The 15,616-nt window shown below is 65.5% G+C and carries 15 protein-coding genes and 1 tRNA gene; 8 read left to right on the top strand and 8 right to left on the bottom strand.

Translation table 11 applies throughout. The annotated features are described in order from the left end of the window. Positions 1-97 precede the first annotated feature (97 nt). From BMX07_RS07265 to BMX07_RS07280, 4 genes are all read left to right on the top strand, one after another. Positions 98-1,174 carry an Mrp/NBP35 family ATP-binding protein gene (locus BMX07_RS07265; RefSeq protein ID WP_090616095.1) on the top strand — a complete coding sequence of 359 codons (1,077 nt, stop codon included), beginning with the start codon at positions 98-100 and terminating at the stop codon, positions 1,172-1,174. Then, the gene (locus tag BMX07_RS07270; RefSeq protein WP_090616100.1) at positions 1,171-1,428 is read left to right on the top strand and encodes a DUF7976 family protein; all 258 of its coding nucleotides are present in this window, start codon (positions 1,171-1,173) and stop codon (positions 1,426-1,428) included. Before BMX07_RS07265 ends, BMX07_RS07270 begins: the two co-directional genes overlap by 4 nt. A 307-nt stretch (positions 1,429-1,735) precedes the next feature. Continuing rightward, the gene (locus BMX07_RS07275) at positions 1,736-2,743 is read left to right on the top strand and encodes a helix-hairpin-helix domain-containing protein (RefSeq protein WP_090616102.1); all 1,008 of its coding nucleotides are present in this window, start codon (positions 1,736-1,738) and stop codon (positions 2,741-2,743) included. Positions 2,744-2,868: 125 nt separating this feature from the next. Further along, complete coding sequence (locus BMX07_RS07280; RefSeq protein ID WP_090616106.1) at positions 2,869-3,471, top strand: uracil-DNA glycosylase; 603 nt, start codon at positions 2,869-2,871, stop codon at positions 3,469-3,471. A gap of 25 nt (positions 3,472-3,496) precedes the next feature. Here BMX07_RS07280 and BMX07_RS07285 read toward each other — a convergent pair whose 3' ends face one another. Next, positions 3,497-3,718: a hypothetical protein gene (locus tag BMX07_RS07285; RefSeq protein ID WP_090616109.1), complete on the bottom strand. Its 222-nt coding sequence runs from the start codon at positions 3,716-3,718 to the stop codon at positions 3,497-3,499. Positions 3,719-3,830: 112 nt separating this feature from the next. On the opposite strand from BMX07_RS07285, the gene BMX07_RS07290 reads away from it, so the two are divergent. Both BMX07_RS07290 and BMX07_RS07295 read left to right on the top strand, forming a co-directional pair. Beyond that, complete coding sequence (locus BMX07_RS07290) at positions 3,831-4,571, top strand: hypothetical protein (protein ID WP_090616113.1); 741 nt, start codon at positions 3,831-3,833, stop codon at positions 4,569-4,571. Positions 4,572-4,612: 41 nt separating this feature from the next. Further along, a tRNA-Ser gene (locus tag BMX07_RS07295) sits at positions 4,613-4,696 on the top strand. Positions 4,697-4,894: 198 nt separating this feature from the next. Here BMX07_RS07295 and BMX07_RS07300 read toward each other — a convergent pair. Together BMX07_RS07300 and BMX07_RS07305 are read right to left on the bottom strand one after the other, a co-directional pair. Then, the gene (locus BMX07_RS07300) at positions 4,895-5,647 is read right to left on the bottom strand and encodes a DUF7345 domain-containing protein (RefSeq protein WP_090616117.1); all 753 of its coding nucleotides are present in this window, start codon (positions 5,645-5,647) and stop codon (positions 4,895-4,897) included. Between the two features lie 82 nt (positions 5,648-5,729). Further along, positions 5,730-7,214: a DUF7096 domain-containing protein gene (locus BMX07_RS07305; RefSeq protein ID WP_090616120.1), complete on the bottom strand. Its 1,485-nt coding sequence runs from the start codon at positions 7,212-7,214 to the stop codon at positions 5,730-5,732. Between the two features lie 267 nt (positions 7,215-7,481). On the opposite strand from BMX07_RS07305, the gene BMX07_RS07310 reads away from it, so the two are divergent. Continuing rightward, positions 7,482-8,507 carry a helix-turn-helix transcriptional regulator gene (locus tag BMX07_RS07310; protein ID WP_245742070.1) on the top strand — a complete coding sequence of 342 codons (1,026 nt, stop codon included), beginning with the start codon at positions 7,482-7,484 and terminating at the stop codon, positions 8,505-8,507. Between the two features lie 398 nt (positions 8,508-8,905). Here BMX07_RS07310 and citE read toward each other — a convergent pair whose 3' ends face one another. The 5 genes from citE to glmS are packed head-to-tail and all read right to left on the bottom strand — an operon-like array spanning position 8,906 to position 14,236. Further along, positions 8,906-9,949: an L-malyl-CoA/beta-methylmalyl-CoA lyase gene (citE, locus tag BMX07_RS07315; RefSeq protein WP_090616131.1), complete on the bottom strand. Its 1,044-nt coding sequence runs from the start codon at positions 9,947-9,949 to the stop codon at positions 8,906-8,908. A 48-nt stretch (positions 9,950-9,997) separates the two neighbouring features. Continuing rightward, a complete protein-coding gene (mch, locus tag BMX07_RS07320) occupies positions 9,998-11,068 on the bottom strand; it encodes a 2-methylfumaryl-CoA hydratase (RefSeq protein WP_090616135.1) in 1,071 nt (356 codons plus the stop codon). Beyond that, positions 11,061-12,338, bottom strand: a complete 1,278-nt coding sequence (locus BMX07_RS07325) for a methylaspartate ammonia-lyase (protein ID WP_090616139.1) — start codon at positions 12,336-12,338, stop codon at positions 11,061-11,063. Before BMX07_RS07325 ends, mch begins: the two co-directional genes overlap by 8 nt. Then, positions 12,339-13,772 (bottom strand): methylaspartate mutase subunit E, encoded by a 1,434-nt coding sequence (locus tag BMX07_RS07330; protein WP_090616144.1) that lies wholly within the window; start codon positions 13,770-13,772, stop codon positions 12,339-12,341. 8 nt (positions 13,773-13,780) lie between these two features. After that, positions 13,781-14,236 (bottom strand): methylaspartate mutase subunit S, encoded by a 456-nt coding sequence (gene glmS / locus BMX07_RS07335; RefSeq protein WP_090616149.1) that lies wholly within the window; start codon positions 14,234-14,236, stop codon positions 13,781-13,783. A gap of 161 nt (positions 14,237-14,397) precedes the next feature. Here glmS and mct point away from each other — a divergent pair, with 161 nt between their 5' ends. Then, positions 14,398-15,573: a succinyl-CoA:mesaconate CoA-transferase gene (mct, locus tag BMX07_RS07340; protein ID WP_090616152.1), complete on the top strand. Its 1,176-nt coding sequence runs from the start codon at positions 14,398-14,400 to the stop codon at positions 15,571-15,573. Positions 15,574-15,616 lie beyond the last annotated feature (43 nt).

The raw sequence follows: 15,616 nt of genomic DNA on the forward strand, positions 1-15,616 counted from the left end.
ACCCGTTTCGGGATGTGAGAACCCGTCGGTTTCTCAGCAACCCGCAGCAAAGAGGTGGGAACACAACCCTTTTCGACGCCCGGAAGTAGCTAGTGACATGGACGAAGCCGCCGTTCGCGACCGCCTCCGGACGGTCGAGGATCCGGAACTCGGCGACGACATCGTTTCGCTCGGACTCGTCAACGACATCACCGTCGACGGCGACGCGGTCGACGTCGATCTCGCCCTGGGTGCCCCCTACTCACCGACGGAGAGCGACGTCGCGGCGGAGGTCCGCGAGGTGCTCACCGCCGCGGGCCTCGAGCCCGACCTCACCGCGAGCGTCCCCGACCGCGACGACCTCACCAGCGAGGAACAGGTCCTGCCCAACGTCAAGAACGTCATCGCCGTCGCTTCCGGGAAAGGCGGCGTCGGCAAGTCGACGGTCGCGGTCAACCTCGCCGCCGGTCTCTCGCAACTGGGTGCCCGCGTGGGCCTCTTCGACGCCGACGTCTACGGACCGAACGTCCCGCGGATGGTCGACGCCGACGAGCCGCCGATGGCGACCGAGGACGAGACCCTCGTCCCGCCCGAGAAGTACGGCGTGAAGCTGATGAGCATGGCCTTCCTCACCGGCGAGGACGACCCGGTCATCTGGCGCGGTCCGATGGTCCACAAGGTCATCACCCAGCTGACGGAGGACGTCGAGTGGGGCCACCTCGACTACCTCGTGGTCGACCTCCCGCCGGGCACCGGCGACACCCAGCTGACGATGCTCCAGACGATGCCCGTCACGGGCGCGGTCATCGTCACGACGCCCCAGGACGTCGCGCTGGACGACGCCCGCAAGGGCCTCGAGATGTTCGCCAAACACGACACCGTCGTCCTCGGGATCGCCGAGAACATGTCGACTTTCGCTTGCCCCGACTGCGGCGGCGAACACGACATCTTCGGCTCCGGCGGCGGCGAGGCCTTCGCGGAGGAGCACGAACTCCCCTTCCTCGGCTCGATCCCGCTCGACCCGGCCGTCCGTGAGGGCGGCGACGGCGGGAAGCCGACGGTCCTGAAAGACGGGAACGGGACCAGCGACGCCCTCCGGACGATCACCGAGAACGTCGCCAACAATACCGGGATCGTCCACCGTCAGGCCATCTCCCAGAGTCGACACAGCGAAGCGGCGTCTCCGGATCGATGAGTTCGAGCGGCAACGACGAGGAGGGCGGCAGCGATCCGGATGACGGATTCGAGCCCGACCCCGATCGCGTCGCTTTCCTCCGCGAGATCGCCGACGACGTCCGCGGCGACACGAGCGAGAGCAAACAGCTCGCGAACGTCCTGTATCGGACCAGCGACCTCTACGACGAGAGCGAGGAAACTTCCCCCGAGGAGATCGTTCGCAACGTGAAGTTCATTCTCGAGGTCACCGAGCAAGGGGGTCTCGAGCGCTGAGCGGTCGACTCGAGTGTGCGGGTAAACCAACGTATTCTCGGGTGTCGAGCGCGCCCAGAGTCGATCGGTGGAGTGTCGCTCGAGACCCCGCTTCGGCCAGCCCCGACCAGCGAGTGTCGTCCCCTCTCGCGATACACTGTGAACGAAAAACCGCGAGCCAGCGACGCGCCGATACTGTATACCACTTTGTGGTATCAAATACCCTCTAAAACCATTTAGGGGTGTGCCTTATTCGTCTGGCCCGTGTTCGTCCGGCTAGGAAACAGTGGCGGGGCATCGATTCGTCTCGACGCTGGACCCGATACCCATGACCGACACGACATCACCTATCGAAAGCACGTTCGAGATGCAGCGCCGATCGATCAAACAGAGCCAGCAGCTGGTCCAGCAGGGACTCGAGTTCCAGGAGAACGCCGCCGAGACGTTCCTGCACAACAGTATGGCGATGCAGCGAAGCGCCCAGCGCCAGGGAACCGAACTCGCCCGGCAGCTCTTCGACGCGCAGCTCGAGGCCCTCGAGTCGGCCATCGACGAGGACGCGTACGACATCCGGTCGACCATCGACGAGGGGTTCGAAGAGGGAACGGAACAGACACGGCAGCTGTTCAACGATGGATTCGAGCAGGGGACCGAGATGGTCCAGCAACTGCTGCACGCACAGTTCGACGCGCTCGAGTCGGCTCTGAACGGAGACGGGGCGGACATCCGATCGACGGTCGATCAGCAGTTCGACGAGTTCGAGCGGAGTCAGGACGACGTCTGGGACGAGGTCGAGACGGAGTTCCTCCACGCAGTCGAGGATCTCACCGACCAGCAACGGCGGATGCTCGTGGAGTCGATCGACTCGGTCCTCGACGCACACCAGGAGACCGAACAGCAGACGGTCGAGGGAGTCCGTCGAGCCGAGGAAACCGTCGGCACCGTCCAGCGCCAGACCGAAGAGGTCGCCGAAACCATCCAGCAGGGGACTGAAGCCACCATGCGGACGGCTCAGAACGACGCCGAATCGGTCGCCGAAACGACCCGAGAGAGCGCCGAGGCCACCATCGACGAAGCCGCCGAAACGACCGAGCACCTGGCGGTCGATACGACCGACGCGATCGAAACCGCGTCCGAGCAGGAGACAAACGCTGCGGAGCAGAATCTGCAAGCCATCGATGGCGTCGGCCAGACCTACGCCGACCGGCTCGCCGAGGCGGGGATCGAAACCCTCGCGGACCTGGCCAGAACGGAAGCGACCACCGTCGCGGAGGCCGCAGAGATCACACAGGCCCGTGCAGCAGAGTGGATTCAAGCCGCTCAGTCCCACACGTAATCGAACGTCGGAGCGAAGCCGCGAGGCCCCGTGTGCCACCTCGAGCTAGACGCGTCGCTTTTAGTTGCTGCTTCCGAAACGGGAGTGTGGACGCGAATCAACGGTCTCGAGCGAACCCCTACGGGATGGACGAGGAGTGTCGGAACTGTCCGGCGCTCTGTGAGACGCGCACGCGGGTCGTTCACGGCTACGGCGACGTCGGCGCGGACTTCCTGTTCGTCGGCGAGCGGCCGACGACGCGCGCGGACGCGACCGGCGTCCCCTTCGCCGGCGAGGGCGGCAGTACGGGAGACGGCGGGCTGCGACGCATGCTCGAGCGGCTCGGGCTCTGTGCCGTCGACTCACCAGCCGACGAACCGGCACTCGAGAACGCTTACCTGACGAATCTCACTCGCTGTCGCGACCCCGACCGGCGGCCGACCGACGAGGAGATCGGCAACTGCGAGCCGTATCTCAACGCCGAGATTCGGATGATAAACCCCGAAATTCTCGTTCCTATCGGCGAGCGCGCGCTGACGGAACTCGGCACCGAGTACACGACGACCCCGGTCGAGGAGCTCGTGCTCCCCGACGATCACGCGACGCGGATTCGTGGTCGCGGCTTCGAGCTCGTTCCCATGATCGATCCCCGGGAGCAGACCGACGAGCAGACGCAGGCGTGGCTCGAGGCATTCGTGGAGCTGATGGCATCGGACTATCGGCAGACGAAGGGGCGTCGGGAGCGATAGAACCGTCGAACGATCGAGTGAGCGGTCACCAGTAGGGGTTTTCGCGCCAGCGCCGCGAGCCGGCACCGAGGGCGGTCAGGCCGCCCACGACGAGAACCGTGACGACGAGGACGCCGATCGTCGGCGCGAGGAATCCGCTGTCGGGCGAGTCGATCAGGTAACCGTTGCTGAATCCGAAGACGCCGAGGACTGCGAGCGCGACGATCACGAGCGTCGCGAACAGTCCGGCGATCGTCCGTTCGTCCATATCGGACCGGAGGTGCTACTCCATTATAATTCATCTTCATTTCGGATTCGGTCCCGGACGGTCGGTTCCCGGAAGCGCCGCGTTCAAGGCCCGCGCGCTCGGAGTATGAGCCATGATCGTCGTCGTTCCGGTCGACCCGCCGCGGGAAGGGCTCGTGCTATCGTCGCTCGTCGACCAGTCGCCCCTGACCGACGCCGAGGCGGTGTCGGTCTACGAGGCCGCCGTCGCCGACGTCCTGTGGGCGGTCTCCCGGAGCGGCGGCGACCTCCTGGTCAACTACCGCGACGAGGAAACCCTCCCGGAGGCGTACGCGGACGGCGATCCCGAAGCCGAAACCCGTGCGCTCGCCCTCGACGCGCTCGGCGACGACGCGGCCGTTCGATTCGAACGGCAGGTCGGCTCGAGCCGAGCCGCACGGATCGGGAACACCGTCACACACCTGCTCGATCGCGAAGACGCCCAGAGCGTCGGCGTGCTCGAGCCGACGGCACCGCTGGTCGCCCGGACGGAGATCGACGGCGCGGCGATGTCGCTGCGCCGTCACGACGTCGTGCTGGGGCCGTCCGACGAGGGACGGGTGTACTTCGCGGGCTTTTCCGACCCGATCGACTTCACCGACGCGTACGCGACGCCCGAACTGTCGACGCTGGCGCGGCGGGCGAGCGACGAGGGTCTCGGCGTCGGTTTCGCACCGATGCTCCCGACCGTCGCGACGCCGGCCGGGTTCCGAGCGACCGTCGCCGGTCTCGAGGCCAGGCGCGCAGCCGGGCGGCCGGGTGCCGAGGCGACGGCCGCGCTCGTGGGCGAACTCGGGATCACCGTGGGCGACGATGGGCGACTCGAGCGCGAATAGACCGACAACCCTTTTTGAGCGTGCGGAGAACGCAGTAGTGAGGTGGGGTGGCAGAGCGGCCTAACGCGCCTGCCTTGAGAGCAGGTGGCTGTCAAGCCTCATGGGTTCAAATCCCATCCCCACCGTTTCTGCCACGAGCGATGCGCAAAGAGCAACGCGTAGGACGAGAGTGCGAATTGCGGACTGCGTATCTACTGCTGCCCCTCGATGGAGTGCTCGAATTCGCGGCCGAAAGGTATTCTGGCGGTCTCGGGGGACCGACCGTTTTCGGTCGAATCGGTGAATCCGAGACGGCGCGCTCGCGGGGAGGACTCGCCAACGCCTCAGCGCCGATTGTGGCCGCGGTACGCGAGTAGCGCCGCACCGACGAGCACCGCGAGGACGGCGATCCCAGCGCCGAACCCGGGGATGCTCGTGCCGTCGGCCGCCGTCTCATCGGGTTCGAACGTCGCTTCGAACCCCTCGAATGCCGTCCCGCCGTTCCACGTCGCGGCGGTGCGCGTTCGGTCGGTCGGCTCCGGCGTCACCGTCGTCAGTTCGTACCCGTCGGGACCGGTAATACGGACGGTGCGGTCCGTGGCGAATTCGCTATCGAAGGGCTCTCGGACCACGAGCCGATCACCCGTCCGGGCAGCGAGCCCGTCCCACGTCACCGAGAGCGTGACGATCCCGGTGTCCTCTCGCTCGGTGAACGAAATGGCAGCCCCGCGGACCTGCATCGCCCGTCCGGTGTCGTTCGCAGCCCCGCTCGCGATAGCCCGCATCCGCGCGGCGAATTGCTCCGTCCGTCGCTCGTGTGCCGTCGCGTTCGCGCGGAGGGACTGGAAGGCCTGCCGTTCGCTGTCGGTGGTGAGATCGAACGTGACCGTGAGCGCCACCTGCGCCGAGCCGTTTACGTCGAGTTCCACAACGAACGCCGGTTCGGCTGGCACCGGGTCCGACATCTGACTCGTTGCTGCTCTCGCTTCCGTCGCTGCAGCGACCGGTGCGGTCACGAGTAGTGCGATCGCGACGAGTACGTACGCGACGCGAACTCGCCGTCGTCTCGGTCGTCTCTGGATCTCATCGTCAGTCATACTTGTGAATCATGTGTCTCGAGTTCTGTCGGCGAATCATCGTCGTTCGCATCGGAGCATCGTACCCGGCCAAAACACCGGCTCAGGTGTCTTCGACCTCGGATTCGGTCTCCGTCTCGTCGTCATCGTCCGGCTCTTCGTCTCCGTCGTCGACGGATTCGGTCTCCGTCTCGTCGTCATCGTCCGGCTCTTCGTCTCCATCGTCGACGGGTTCAGTCTCGTCCTCGCTCTCGTGTGCGTCCTCGGTCAGCGTGAGCGAGCCGTCCCGGACCTCGTATTCGAGTTCGGCCTCGAACTCGCCTTTGCGGACGTCCAGCTCGAGTTCGTCGGTCTCGCGCACGTCGAAGATGAACGTCACCGTTCCGTCCGCGTTCGTCGTTCCGACCACTCGGTCGTTCGCGGAGACCGTCGCGTTGGCGACGGCCGATCCATCGTAGTTGACGACCGCCGTCGCGGTTTCTCCTTCGAGCGTCGTCTCGACGCTTAGATTCCGGATGGCGTCCGCATCGTCTCGCTTATCTTCACGTTCGTCGTCCTCTCGATCGTCTTCACGCTCGTCGTCCGCTTCGTCTTCACGTTCGTCCTCTCGATCGTCTTCACGTTCGTCGTCCGCTTCGTCTTCGGCCTCGATCTCCTCTTCGAGTTTGTACACCTCACCCGTCGAACCGTCGATCCGGACCTCGGCCTCGCCCGTCTGGCCGGCAGCGTTCCGGAGCGCGAACTCGAACTCGTAGGCACCCTCGTCCTCCTTCACGCTCGATTCGCTGTGCTCCCAAGTGCCGTTTTCGGGCGTCGAAAGCGCCGCCTGCGCCGTCTCGAGGGCAGCGGACTGGCTCACCGTGATGGACCGATCACCATCGCGCGTGCGTTCGACCTCGCGCGACCGTTCGCCGTCTTCGCTCGCTACTTCGATGGAGAGTCCGCCGGCGGTCTCGAGTTCGATTTCGCCCCGTGACTCACCGGTGAACCGCTCGAGCAGCGCTGTGGTACCGCTTCCGCTGACGCTACTCAGGTCGTTCACTGCCTCGTCGAGTGCGGACTGATTGACGCCGGCCGCCTGGAGTTCGAGTGCGGAGACGTTCGCGGCCCGCCGTTGGAGCTGTTCGTTGCTGTCGGCTACGTTCGCCGCCCGGGCGTTCAAGGTCGCGAGCCGCTGGGCGTACTCGGATCTGCTGATATCGCCCGCCTCGTACTCTTCGGTGGCTTCGTCGTACTCCTCACGGATGTCCTCGGCGCGCTCGCGCAGCGTTTCCGCGCGCTCGGCGACGGCCTCGACCCGTTCCTCCTCGCTGTCACTCTCGATGGACACCTCGAACGCGGTGTTCTCGAAGTCCGTCCGTACCTCGTCGCTCGACACGTCGATGACTGTCGAAAGCTGTTGGCCGACCGTGACGTTCACGTTCGAGCCCGAGCCGGATTGCGTCCCGTTCTCCTGTACCACCATTCCAGCTGCCTGCCCCGAACCCACGCTCGAGGCCGTCCCGGTGTCGACCGCGACCGCCGGCGGGACGGTCATCCCGACGACGAGCACTGCGAACAGTAGGGAACCGATCGTGATTCGTTTCATCGTAGGAGACACTCACGACAGATCCTATGATAAATCAGAGAGACGTTCGGAGTGGTTTGCAGCGGTTTGCACCGTCATTTGTAGCCGTTTGCACTCGTTTTCACGTTCCCGTCGTTGCCCACACCGTGGAATTCCGATACGCGGGTTGGTGTGGCCGTCGAACTTATACGAATCTCGTTTAAACAGGGGGGTGAGATGGATCGTTTGCTGGAGTCTCGTCCGAGAAGACACGTCGTAGTCGGCGTCGTTATTCTCTTGCTCGGAGGGATGATCCTGCCCGTGGGAACCGCCGGCGGTGTGACGCGCCAGACCGAGCCCGAAGCGGACAACACCGTCACCCGGATCGACGTGGACGCTAACGGGTCTGCACGGTGGACGATTCAGGTTCGAACGCGGCTCGACACCGACGAGCGCGTCGAAGAGTACGAGGCGTTCCAGACACGTTTCCGGAACGATACGTCGCGGTATCTCGACCCCTTCCGGGACCGAATGCGCGGGGTCGTCTCTAACGGGGCGAACGTGACCGGCCGAGAGATGCGCGCGACGAATTTCACCGCCTCCACCAGCGTTCAGGAGGTCCCGCGCCGCTGGGGGGTAGTCACCTACCGATTTACCTGGACGAACTTCGGAACCCGAACGGACGGGGAAATCGCCGTTGGCGACGTCTTTCAGGACGGATTTTTCATCTCGTCCGACGATACGCTCACGATCGAAGCACCCGCGGAGTACGAGATCAGTCGAATAGAGCCCGCGCCGGACAGTCGGAACGAGCGAGCGGTAACGTGGGTCGGCAGAGCGGACTTTTCGAACGAACACCCGCAGGTTGTCTTCGCCCCAGCGGGGGCAACCGCCGGGACACAGTCGTCTTCCTCCTGGATACCGTTCCTCTTCGGCCAGAAGTGGCCCGGGTTCGTGGTTGGCGTGGTCGTTTCGTTCGGGATCGTCACCATCGCGTACACGGTGTACCGACGGCGGGATGATTCCGCCGAGACCCACCAGCCGCCGACGGCTGTCCCCGAGGAACCGTCGAATGCGACCACAGGTCCGGCGACGGGCCCGATACCCCAATCCGACAACTCGCAGGCGGAGGAGCAAGTCATGACGGACGAGGAACGCGTTCTCGCCCTCCTCGAGGACAACGGCGGTCGAATGCGTCAGGCGACGATCGACGACGAGTTCGACTGGTCCGCCTCGAAAACGTCGCGTGTCATCGGGAAGCTGGTCGACGACGGATCGGTCGAGAAACGCAGGATCGGTCGGGAAAACCTGATCGATCTCGTGGACGACGAGTGACGATCCCCGGGCCTGTCCTCTCATCACGATCGGAGCACCGGAGGGAGTAGTCGACGCTCCGCCGACGTCACATTCGGTCCGACACTGACGGGATCACGTAAAAGACCGCGCAGTTCATCAGACGGTCGTATACAGCAGAAACCGCACTACTGGAACGAGTAGCAGTACCAGCTCCGTCAGTATCGGTCGCTCTCGCAGGGCAGCCGCGATCGCGCGGAGGCCGACGACGAGGCACCAGAACGGACGCTTGCTCCACGCACCGACAGCGGTGACCGATTCCGCGCGCCGGAGTCGTTCGATCCGACCATCTCTGGCTACCCGGCGCTCACGGCAGTCGCTCGAGACAGTATTACACGCGAAAAATATGGGTTCGATATTCGGTAGGCGCGAGGCGACGATTAGCGGTAGGAGAGCTCGAGGTCGCGCGCTCGATCGAGCAACTCGGCGTCGTAGTAGTCTTCGGTCTGTGCGGGTCGGACGTCGTCGATCGCGCGGACCTGCTGGACGGTGTTCCGGAAGTTCTTGAAGGTGGCCTCGTCGACCATCTGGCCGTCGATGGTGACCGCGCCGGTCCCCTCGCGCTTGGCCTCGTTGAAGCGCTCGATCTTGTGGACGTCGCGCTCGAGTTCGGCGGGCGTGGGCATGTGGACGGTGTTGGCCTGGACGGTCTGCTTGGGGTACAGCGACCAGGAGCCGTCCAGTCCGAGGCGGGCCTCGTGCTCGACCTGGTCGGCGTACTCGTCGGCGTTGTAGTAGGTCAGCCCGGCGCGTTCCTTGAACAGGTCGTCGAAGGGGCCGCCGATCGAGAGCAGGCCGCCGGCGCTGGCTTCGTTCGAGAGGGCCTCGAGGAGGCCGTCCCAGCGGGGCATGCCGTCACCGAGGTCGCGGCCGCCGAGTTCGGCGGCGTAGTCGACGGGGCCGAAGACCAGCGCGGTGAGTCGGGAGTCCTCGCCGAATTTGGCGATTTCGCGCAGGTCGGAGCGGGCACGGCCGGTTTCGATGATGATCGAGAGGCCGATGGAGCCGTCGTCGTAGCCGTGTTCGGCCTCGGCCTCGGCGACGACTTCGGCGGCGCGTTTCACGTCCTCGAGGCGGCCGACCTTGGGGACGACGACGCCGTCGATCTCGCCACCGATCTCGCCGACGAGGCGGTCGATCTGGTCGCGGCCCTTCTCGCAGTACTCCTCGTCCTCGTAGCTCCACTCGACGCGGGGCCAGATCTCGCCGGGGAAGTCGTACTGTGGGACCTTCTCGATGGTGTTCTCGAGCCCTTCGGCTTTCATGTCCGGTGCCGTCCCGTCTTCCATGTCGGGGACGAGCCAGTCGGGGGCCTGGAATCCCTCCGCCTCGAGGGCGGAGGTGAGATACTTCGCCGAGTCGTCTTTCGGAACGGCGGCCGGTGCGGTCTGGAACGTACGGCAGAGTCGGATGTCGTCAGTCATGTGTCTGAGTTCGGAATTGTCTGCTGTCGAGTATGATGTTCGATCGTGTTAGTTAGAACGCTTTCGAATCTCGGCGGTTCGCGTCCCCGAGTAGACGGGTTCGTCGTCCTGGTTGAACGCGATGTGTTCGAACGTGACCGTCCCCGCGTCGTCGCTCGAGGCGTCGTCGTCGGCCTCGAGCACGCGCGTGAACGCGTAGACGGTGTCGCCAACGGCGACGAACGTGTGGAACGACTCGTCGTCGAAGCCGACCTCGCGCCACGTTTCCTCGTCGGAGCGCGCGTGTCCCAGCGCCGTGGAGCGAGTGACGTCGCCGTAGGTGACGATGTCGCCCGACGGCGAGTCGGCCATCACGTCGACGTTGTGGTGCTGTTTGGCCGTGTTGAGCGTCGACAGCGGCAGGGAGGCGACGGTGACGTCGTCCTGCGTGCGGCCGCGCTCGTGTCGATAGGCGACGGCGGCGTCGCGGTCCGCGGCCGCCTCGAGCGCCTCGACGAAGTCCTCGTAGTAGCCGCCCTCCGGTGTGACGAACTCCTCGGGGAGGTCGGGGTCGGGACCGTCGTCACCGTCCCCTTCGGTAGCCGCCGTGCCGCCGTCCGTGGCCACTGGCTCCCGGCGCGGAATCATGTTCGTCCGCTCGTAGGAACAGAGCACGTCGCCGGTCTCCGCGTCCGTCCCGCGGGTCCGCCAGGAGACGATGCCGTACTCCGGTCGGGAGCTCGAGGTGGCCGTATTCACGACCTCGCTCTCGACGTGGAGTTCGGTCCCCGCGTAGACCGGCGACTCGGGAAACCGGACGTCGGTGCGGCCGAGGAAGTAGCCCCCCTTCTCGCTCAGGTCCTCGACGGTGATGCCGAGGGTGGCCGCGGTCAGATAATCCGGATGGATCGGCGGCTCGTCGAAGCCGCGTTCCGCCGCGGCGTCCGTGCGCCAGTAGGCCGGATCGTGGTTGAGCGTCTGGCTCATCCAGGACTCGTTGCCGAACTGGGTCAGCGTGAGCCCGGGGTCGTGTTCGATCACGTCCCCCTCCTCGAAGTCCTCGAAGCAGTTGCCCTTCTCCTTGGTCTCGACCTGGTCGAGCGCCTGTGCAAACGTGTCGGGATCGGTCCAATCAGTCATCTGCGGTCACCTCGTCGGTTTCGGTTCGCTGCTGGTCCCGCTCGCGGCGGGCGATCGTTCGTCGCATCTCGTTTTCGACGATCATGTACCCCTCGTCGAAGCCCATGCCGGGCTTTGCGAGCACCTGCGCGGCGTCCGTCGCGAGCGCGACGTGAGCGCAGGCACGCGCGGAGGTTTCCGTTTCGTTGCAGGTCCCGCCCAGATAGGCGCGGGTCTCGGTCCCCTCACAGTAGCGGACCGCCTGCCCGCTGCGGTGGATACCGCCTAGATCGGGCGTCTTGACCTGCACGAGGTCCGCTGCGCCGGCGTCGACGAACGCCTGCACGTCCTCGAACGTGTTACACCACTCGTCGGCCACGATGTCGACGCCGACGTTGGCGTCGGCGAGCCCTTCGCGGAGCTCGACCATCGCCGCGATCTGGTCGGCGCGGTCGCCGACGTCCATCGGTCCCTCGATCTGGATCGGGAACGGGGCCGCGGCTTCCTCGAGCGCGGCGAAGTAGTCGACGACCTCGTCGCGATCGTAGGGCGCGCCGAAAATCTCCCCGATCATCCCGTAGACGTCGATGTGGAACCGCGGCTCGTAGTTCTCGGGGCCGAGTTCCTGTGAGCGCTCGACGAGCCACTCCACGTACTCGAGGAGGGTCTCGCCGTTCTCGCCGATTTTCTCGACGCTGTTGATCAGGGCGTGGGGCAGGACGGGAACGCCCTTGACGAACATCTTCTCGGTGTTGGTGTAGCGGTCGTCGCCGGACTGGCCGAAGACGGGCACCGGCTCCGTCGCGGGCTCGGTGCCCAAGGCGTCGGCCACGATATCCGTGCGCGTCGTGTTCTCGGCTTCCGCGGCGGCGGCGAGCAGCGCCTGCGAGACGCCGTACCGGATCGCCGTGTGGAGCCGGTCGCCCTCGACCTGCATCTCCTCGAGCAGCTCCGCGTTGGCGAGGAACTCGGTCGCGTCCCGGCCCTCGAGTTCGTCGGCGACGGGGCCCTCGATGACGGGGGCGTACTCCTCGGCCTGAAAGAGCGGGTCGCGCCCGCCGGCACCGGAGTACTGGACCGCGGCGCAGTCGCCACGCAATACGGTTCCGTCGGCGAGTTCGACGTCGACGATGATCGTTTCGCCGGCCTGACGGATCTCGTCGAAGCCGTCGGTGACGGGTTCGCCCTCGTAGGTGAACCCGTCCTGCGTTGCTCCCTGCTTGATCGCGCGCTGGTCGTCGAAGAAGAACCCGGAGTAGCCGGGCGTGGCGTGTAGTCCTGTAATCTCCATTTAGACGTCACCCTGCGGTCGGCCGATGAGTTTGCCGTCGCTGATCGCGTCGACGTCGTCCGCGACCATCCGGAACGACTGGTCGCGGCCTTCGGTCGTGGCCCGTTGCGAGAGCCGGGCCTTGTGAATCTCCTTGATATCGTCGTCCATCGCGAGGTCGGCCCACTCGAAGATGCGGACGCGACCGTCGTCGTCCCGCGCGGGGAGGACGGCACCCCGTGCGCTGTCGCTGGGTGCGAACGGCACGTCGAGCGCACCGGAGTCGAAGGCCTTGAGCGTCCCCTGAACGACGTCGCCGTCGCCGTGTTCGAAGATGGTGTCCATCAGACACCGGGTCTCGCGCTCGATGAGGTCCTGTTCTTCCTCGATGCCGTCGATGTCTATCTGCTGCTCGATGGCCATGTCGATGACCTGGCGCGTGGTGCGCAGGCCGGCCGAGTTGGCCTCCATGGTCGGCACCCCCTGGAACTCCTGGGGCGACTTGGTGATGACCTTGTCCGGTTGCGCGATAGCCGCGGTCATGCCGCCGAGGCTGATGACGCCGTTGGCGCGGGCCTCGTCCGGCGGGAAGCCGCCCATCCACTCGTGGAAGACGGTCGTGACGACGACCTCGTCCGGCAGGTACTCGTTGCCCAGTTTCTTGAGCGCGTTCAGGGCGGCCACGTCCTGCACGATGTTGCCGACCTGCCCGTAGCCGAGCGTGATCGAGCGCACGCCTTGCGTCGCCGCTAACTTCCCTTCGACCAGCATGATCGCGATCGCGATCGACGGCGGAACGAGCGTCCCCGTCAGCGGGCCGAACGGCTCGCGGTTGATCCGCACGCCGCGTTCGGTGTAAGCGCCCGCCAGCCGGTCGACGAACTGCCACTTCTCGATCGTCTCCTCGAGTCCGTGGCGTTTCGTGTACGGAATGTTGTAGGAGATCGGGCCGCCCTCGAAGCTCTGGAAGCCGCCGGCGAAGGTGATCGCCGCGAGCAGTCGGGCGTCCGGCGTCCCGTGGCGAACCTCGATCGGCGCGTCGACCGCGTCGATCAGTTCGCGGCAGCCGTCGACGCCGTGGTTGACGGCCGGGAAGCCGTTGAGGGTGTCGTCGCCCGTCTCGAGGGCCTTGTCCAGCCCCTGCTGGGCCTTCTCGTACTCGTTGTCGCGCGTGTACGAGTCGATCGTCGTCGGCAGGAGATCCGCCTTCCCCTCCTCGAGGAGGTACTGCAGGAGCTCGATCTGGTCGTCGAGCCGGGGGACGCCGGCCCGAGGCTGCAAGAGGGGTTTGTCCGCCGACTCGAGGACGTCCGCGAATCGCTTGTGATCCGGCAGCGATTCGTGGTACTCGATTGCGTCCTCGAAGTCGATGTCCGCGCCCGTGGGCCAGTTAGATCGGATCGCTTCGTCAATACGCCGTAGCTCGTCGGATGGAATGCGTTCGTCTCGTATCATCTAGACATCTACGAACTGATAGTCGCCCGTTCCGACTCCGCCGGTCTGATCTGGAGATCCTCGCGGAGTGCGGCGATCGCGTCCTCGGGATCCGTCTCGGAGTCGAAGACGCGGTCGAACCCGAGCTCCCGGAACGTCTTCCGGGTCTGCTCGAAGTCGTCCTGCCCGACGGCGAGGTTGCCGCCGATGTAGCTGACCGCGTCGACGCCCGCGTCCTCGAGGACGTCGTGGAATCCCTGACAGTCCTGCTCGGCGTGGCCGTAGAGCGACGAGACCAGTACTGCCTGGGCGTCGTGAGCTACCGCGGCCTCGGCGAACTCCTCCTGGGAGGTCTGGACGCCGAGGTTCACGACATCGAAGCCGGCTGCACTGAAGGCTTGCTCTAGGATTGTGATGCCAACGACGTGGGCATCGGAGCCGATCACGCCGAGGACGACCGTTTGGGACATCGTATCCAAAACCATGATGGACCACCCTATAAACCTAATGATCTTCCATGATAATACTCCTTAAACATCCTAGCAGCGTCTCTATGTCGGACGTTCACAGGGACTGTGGTAGGGTGAAACAACTACATGATCGATGGTAAGGGTTTTGGTAGTGGTTTCGGAAGGGACTCGTACACATGGGAGCACTCTCGAACCTCCGCGTGCTGGATCTGACCCAGGTGCTGGCTGGGCCGTACTGCACGATGTTGCTCGCGGATATGGGCGCTGACGTCGTCAAAATCGAGCGGCCGGGCGGCGATATGATCCGGTCGAACCCGCCGTTCGTCGACGACCCCGAGGCCGAAGCCTACGGCGGCTACTTCCAGAGCGTCAACCGCGGCAAGAAGAGCATCGAGCTGAACCTCGGTGACGAGGAGGATCGTGCGGATTTCCTCTCGCTCGTCGAGGAAGCCGACGTCGTCGTCGAGAACTATCGCTCGGGGACGATGGCGAAGTACGATCTCGGCTACGAGACGCTCACCGAATACAAGCCCGACCTCATCTACTCCTCGATCCGCGGCTTCGGCGACCCGCGGACGGGCGAAACCGACCGCCAGGGCCAGCCCTCCTTCGACCTCATCGCGCAGGCGCTGGGCGGCGTCATGGAGACCACCGGCCAGCCCGACGGCCCGCCGACGAAGACCGGCCCCGGCGTCGGCGACCTCTTCACCGCGACGCTGAACTGCATCGGCATTCTCGCGGCGGTCAACCACCGCGAACAGACCGGCGAGGGCCAGTACGTCGACACCGGCATGTACGACTCGATGCTCAGCTTCACCGAGCGCGCCATCTACCAGCAGTCCTACACCGGCGAGGCCCCCACCCGACGGGGTAACTCTCACCCGACGCTGTTTCCCTACAACGCCTTCGAGACCGCCGACGGGTACGCCGTCATCGCCGCCTTCAACAACAACCACTGGGCGGAACTCTGCGACGTGATGGACCGCGAGGACCTGGCCGAGGAGTACCCGACGACCGCAGAGCGACTCGAGCACCGAGAGACGCTCCGCGCGGAAATCGCCGACTGGACGGTCGAGCAATCCAACGACGAACTCGTCAGCAAACTCGAGGGCCGGGTCCCGGCCGCCCCGGTCCAGACTACCGCGGAGATCTTCGACGATCCGCACGTGCACACTCGAGATATGCTCGTCCCCGTCGAACAGCCGGGTGCCGACACCGAGGTCGAAATCGCGGGCAACCCGATCAAGATGACCGAGACGAACCCCGAACCCCGCGGTCGAGCGCCCCTGCTGGACGAGCACCGCGAGGAAGTGCTCGGCGAGGACGCGGACGCCGAGCCGGCCGACGACTGACCGCGGTCGGTTCGGACGGCGGTCGCCGATCGACGGGACTCGA

Source organism: Natrinema salaciae (genome assembly GCF_900110865.1).
GTDB lineage: Archaea > Halobacteriota > Halobacteria > Halobacteriales > Natrialbaceae > Natrinema > Natrinema salaciae.

What these genes read in the sequence shown, in the direction of transcription:
- BMX07_RS07265 (WP_090616095.1), top strand. Translation starts at nt 98, where the DNA reads ATGGACGAAGCCGCCGTTCGCGACCGCCTCCGGACGGTCGAGGATCCG.
- BMX07_RS07270 (WP_090616100.1), top strand. Translation starts at nt 1,171, where the DNA reads ATGAGTTCGAGCGGCAACGACGAGGAGGGCGGCAGCGATCCGGATGAC.
- BMX07_RS07275 (WP_090616102.1), top strand. Translation starts at nt 1,736, where the DNA reads ATGACCGACACGACATCACCTATCGAAAGCACGTTCGAGATGCAGCGC.
- BMX07_RS07280 (WP_090616106.1), top strand. Translation starts at nt 2,869, where the DNA reads ATGGACGAGGAGTGTCGGAACTGTCCGGCGCTCTGTGAGACGCGCACG.
- BMX07_RS07285 (WP_090616109.1), bottom strand. Translation starts at nt 3,718, where the DNA reads ATGGACGAACGGACGATCGCCGGACTGTTCGCGACGCTCGTGATCGTC.
- BMX07_RS07290 (WP_090616113.1), top strand. Translation starts at nt 3,831, where the DNA reads ATGATCGTCGTCGTTCCGGTCGACCCGCCGCGGGAAGGGCTCGTGCTA.
- BMX07_RS07300 (WP_090616117.1), bottom strand. Translation starts at nt 5,647, where the DNA reads ATGACTGACGATGAGATCCAGAGACGACCGAGACGACGGCGAGTTCGC.
- BMX07_RS07305 (WP_090616120.1), bottom strand. Translation starts at nt 7,214, where the DNA reads ATGAAACGAATCACGATCGGTTCCCTACTGTTCGCAGTGCTCGTCGTC.
- BMX07_RS07310 (WP_245742070.1), top strand. Translation starts at nt 7,482, where the DNA reads ATGATCCTGCCCGTGGGAACCGCCGGCGGTGTGACGCGCCAGACCGAG.
- citE (WP_090616131.1), bottom strand. Translation starts at nt 9,949, where the DNA reads ATGACTGACGACATCCGACTCTGCCGTACGTTCCAGACCGCACCGGCC.
- mch (WP_090616135.1), bottom strand. Translation starts at nt 11,068, where the DNA reads ATGACTGATTGGACCGATCCCGACACGTTTGCACAGGCGCTCGACCAG.
- BMX07_RS07325 (WP_090616139.1), bottom strand. Translation starts at nt 12,338, where the DNA reads ATGGAGATTACAGGACTACACGCCACGCCCGGCTACTCCGGGTTCTTC.
- BMX07_RS07330 (WP_090616144.1), bottom strand. Translation starts at nt 13,772, where the DNA reads ATGATACGAGACGAACGCATTCCATCCGACGAGCTACGGCGTATTGAC.
- glmS (WP_090616149.1), bottom strand. Translation starts at nt 14,236, where the DNA reads ATGGTTTTGGATACGATGTCCCAAACGGTCGTCCTCGGCGTGATCGGC.
- mct (WP_090616152.1), top strand. Translation starts at nt 14,398, where the DNA reads ATGGGAGCACTCTCGAACCTCCGCGTGCTGGATCTGACCCAGGTGCTG.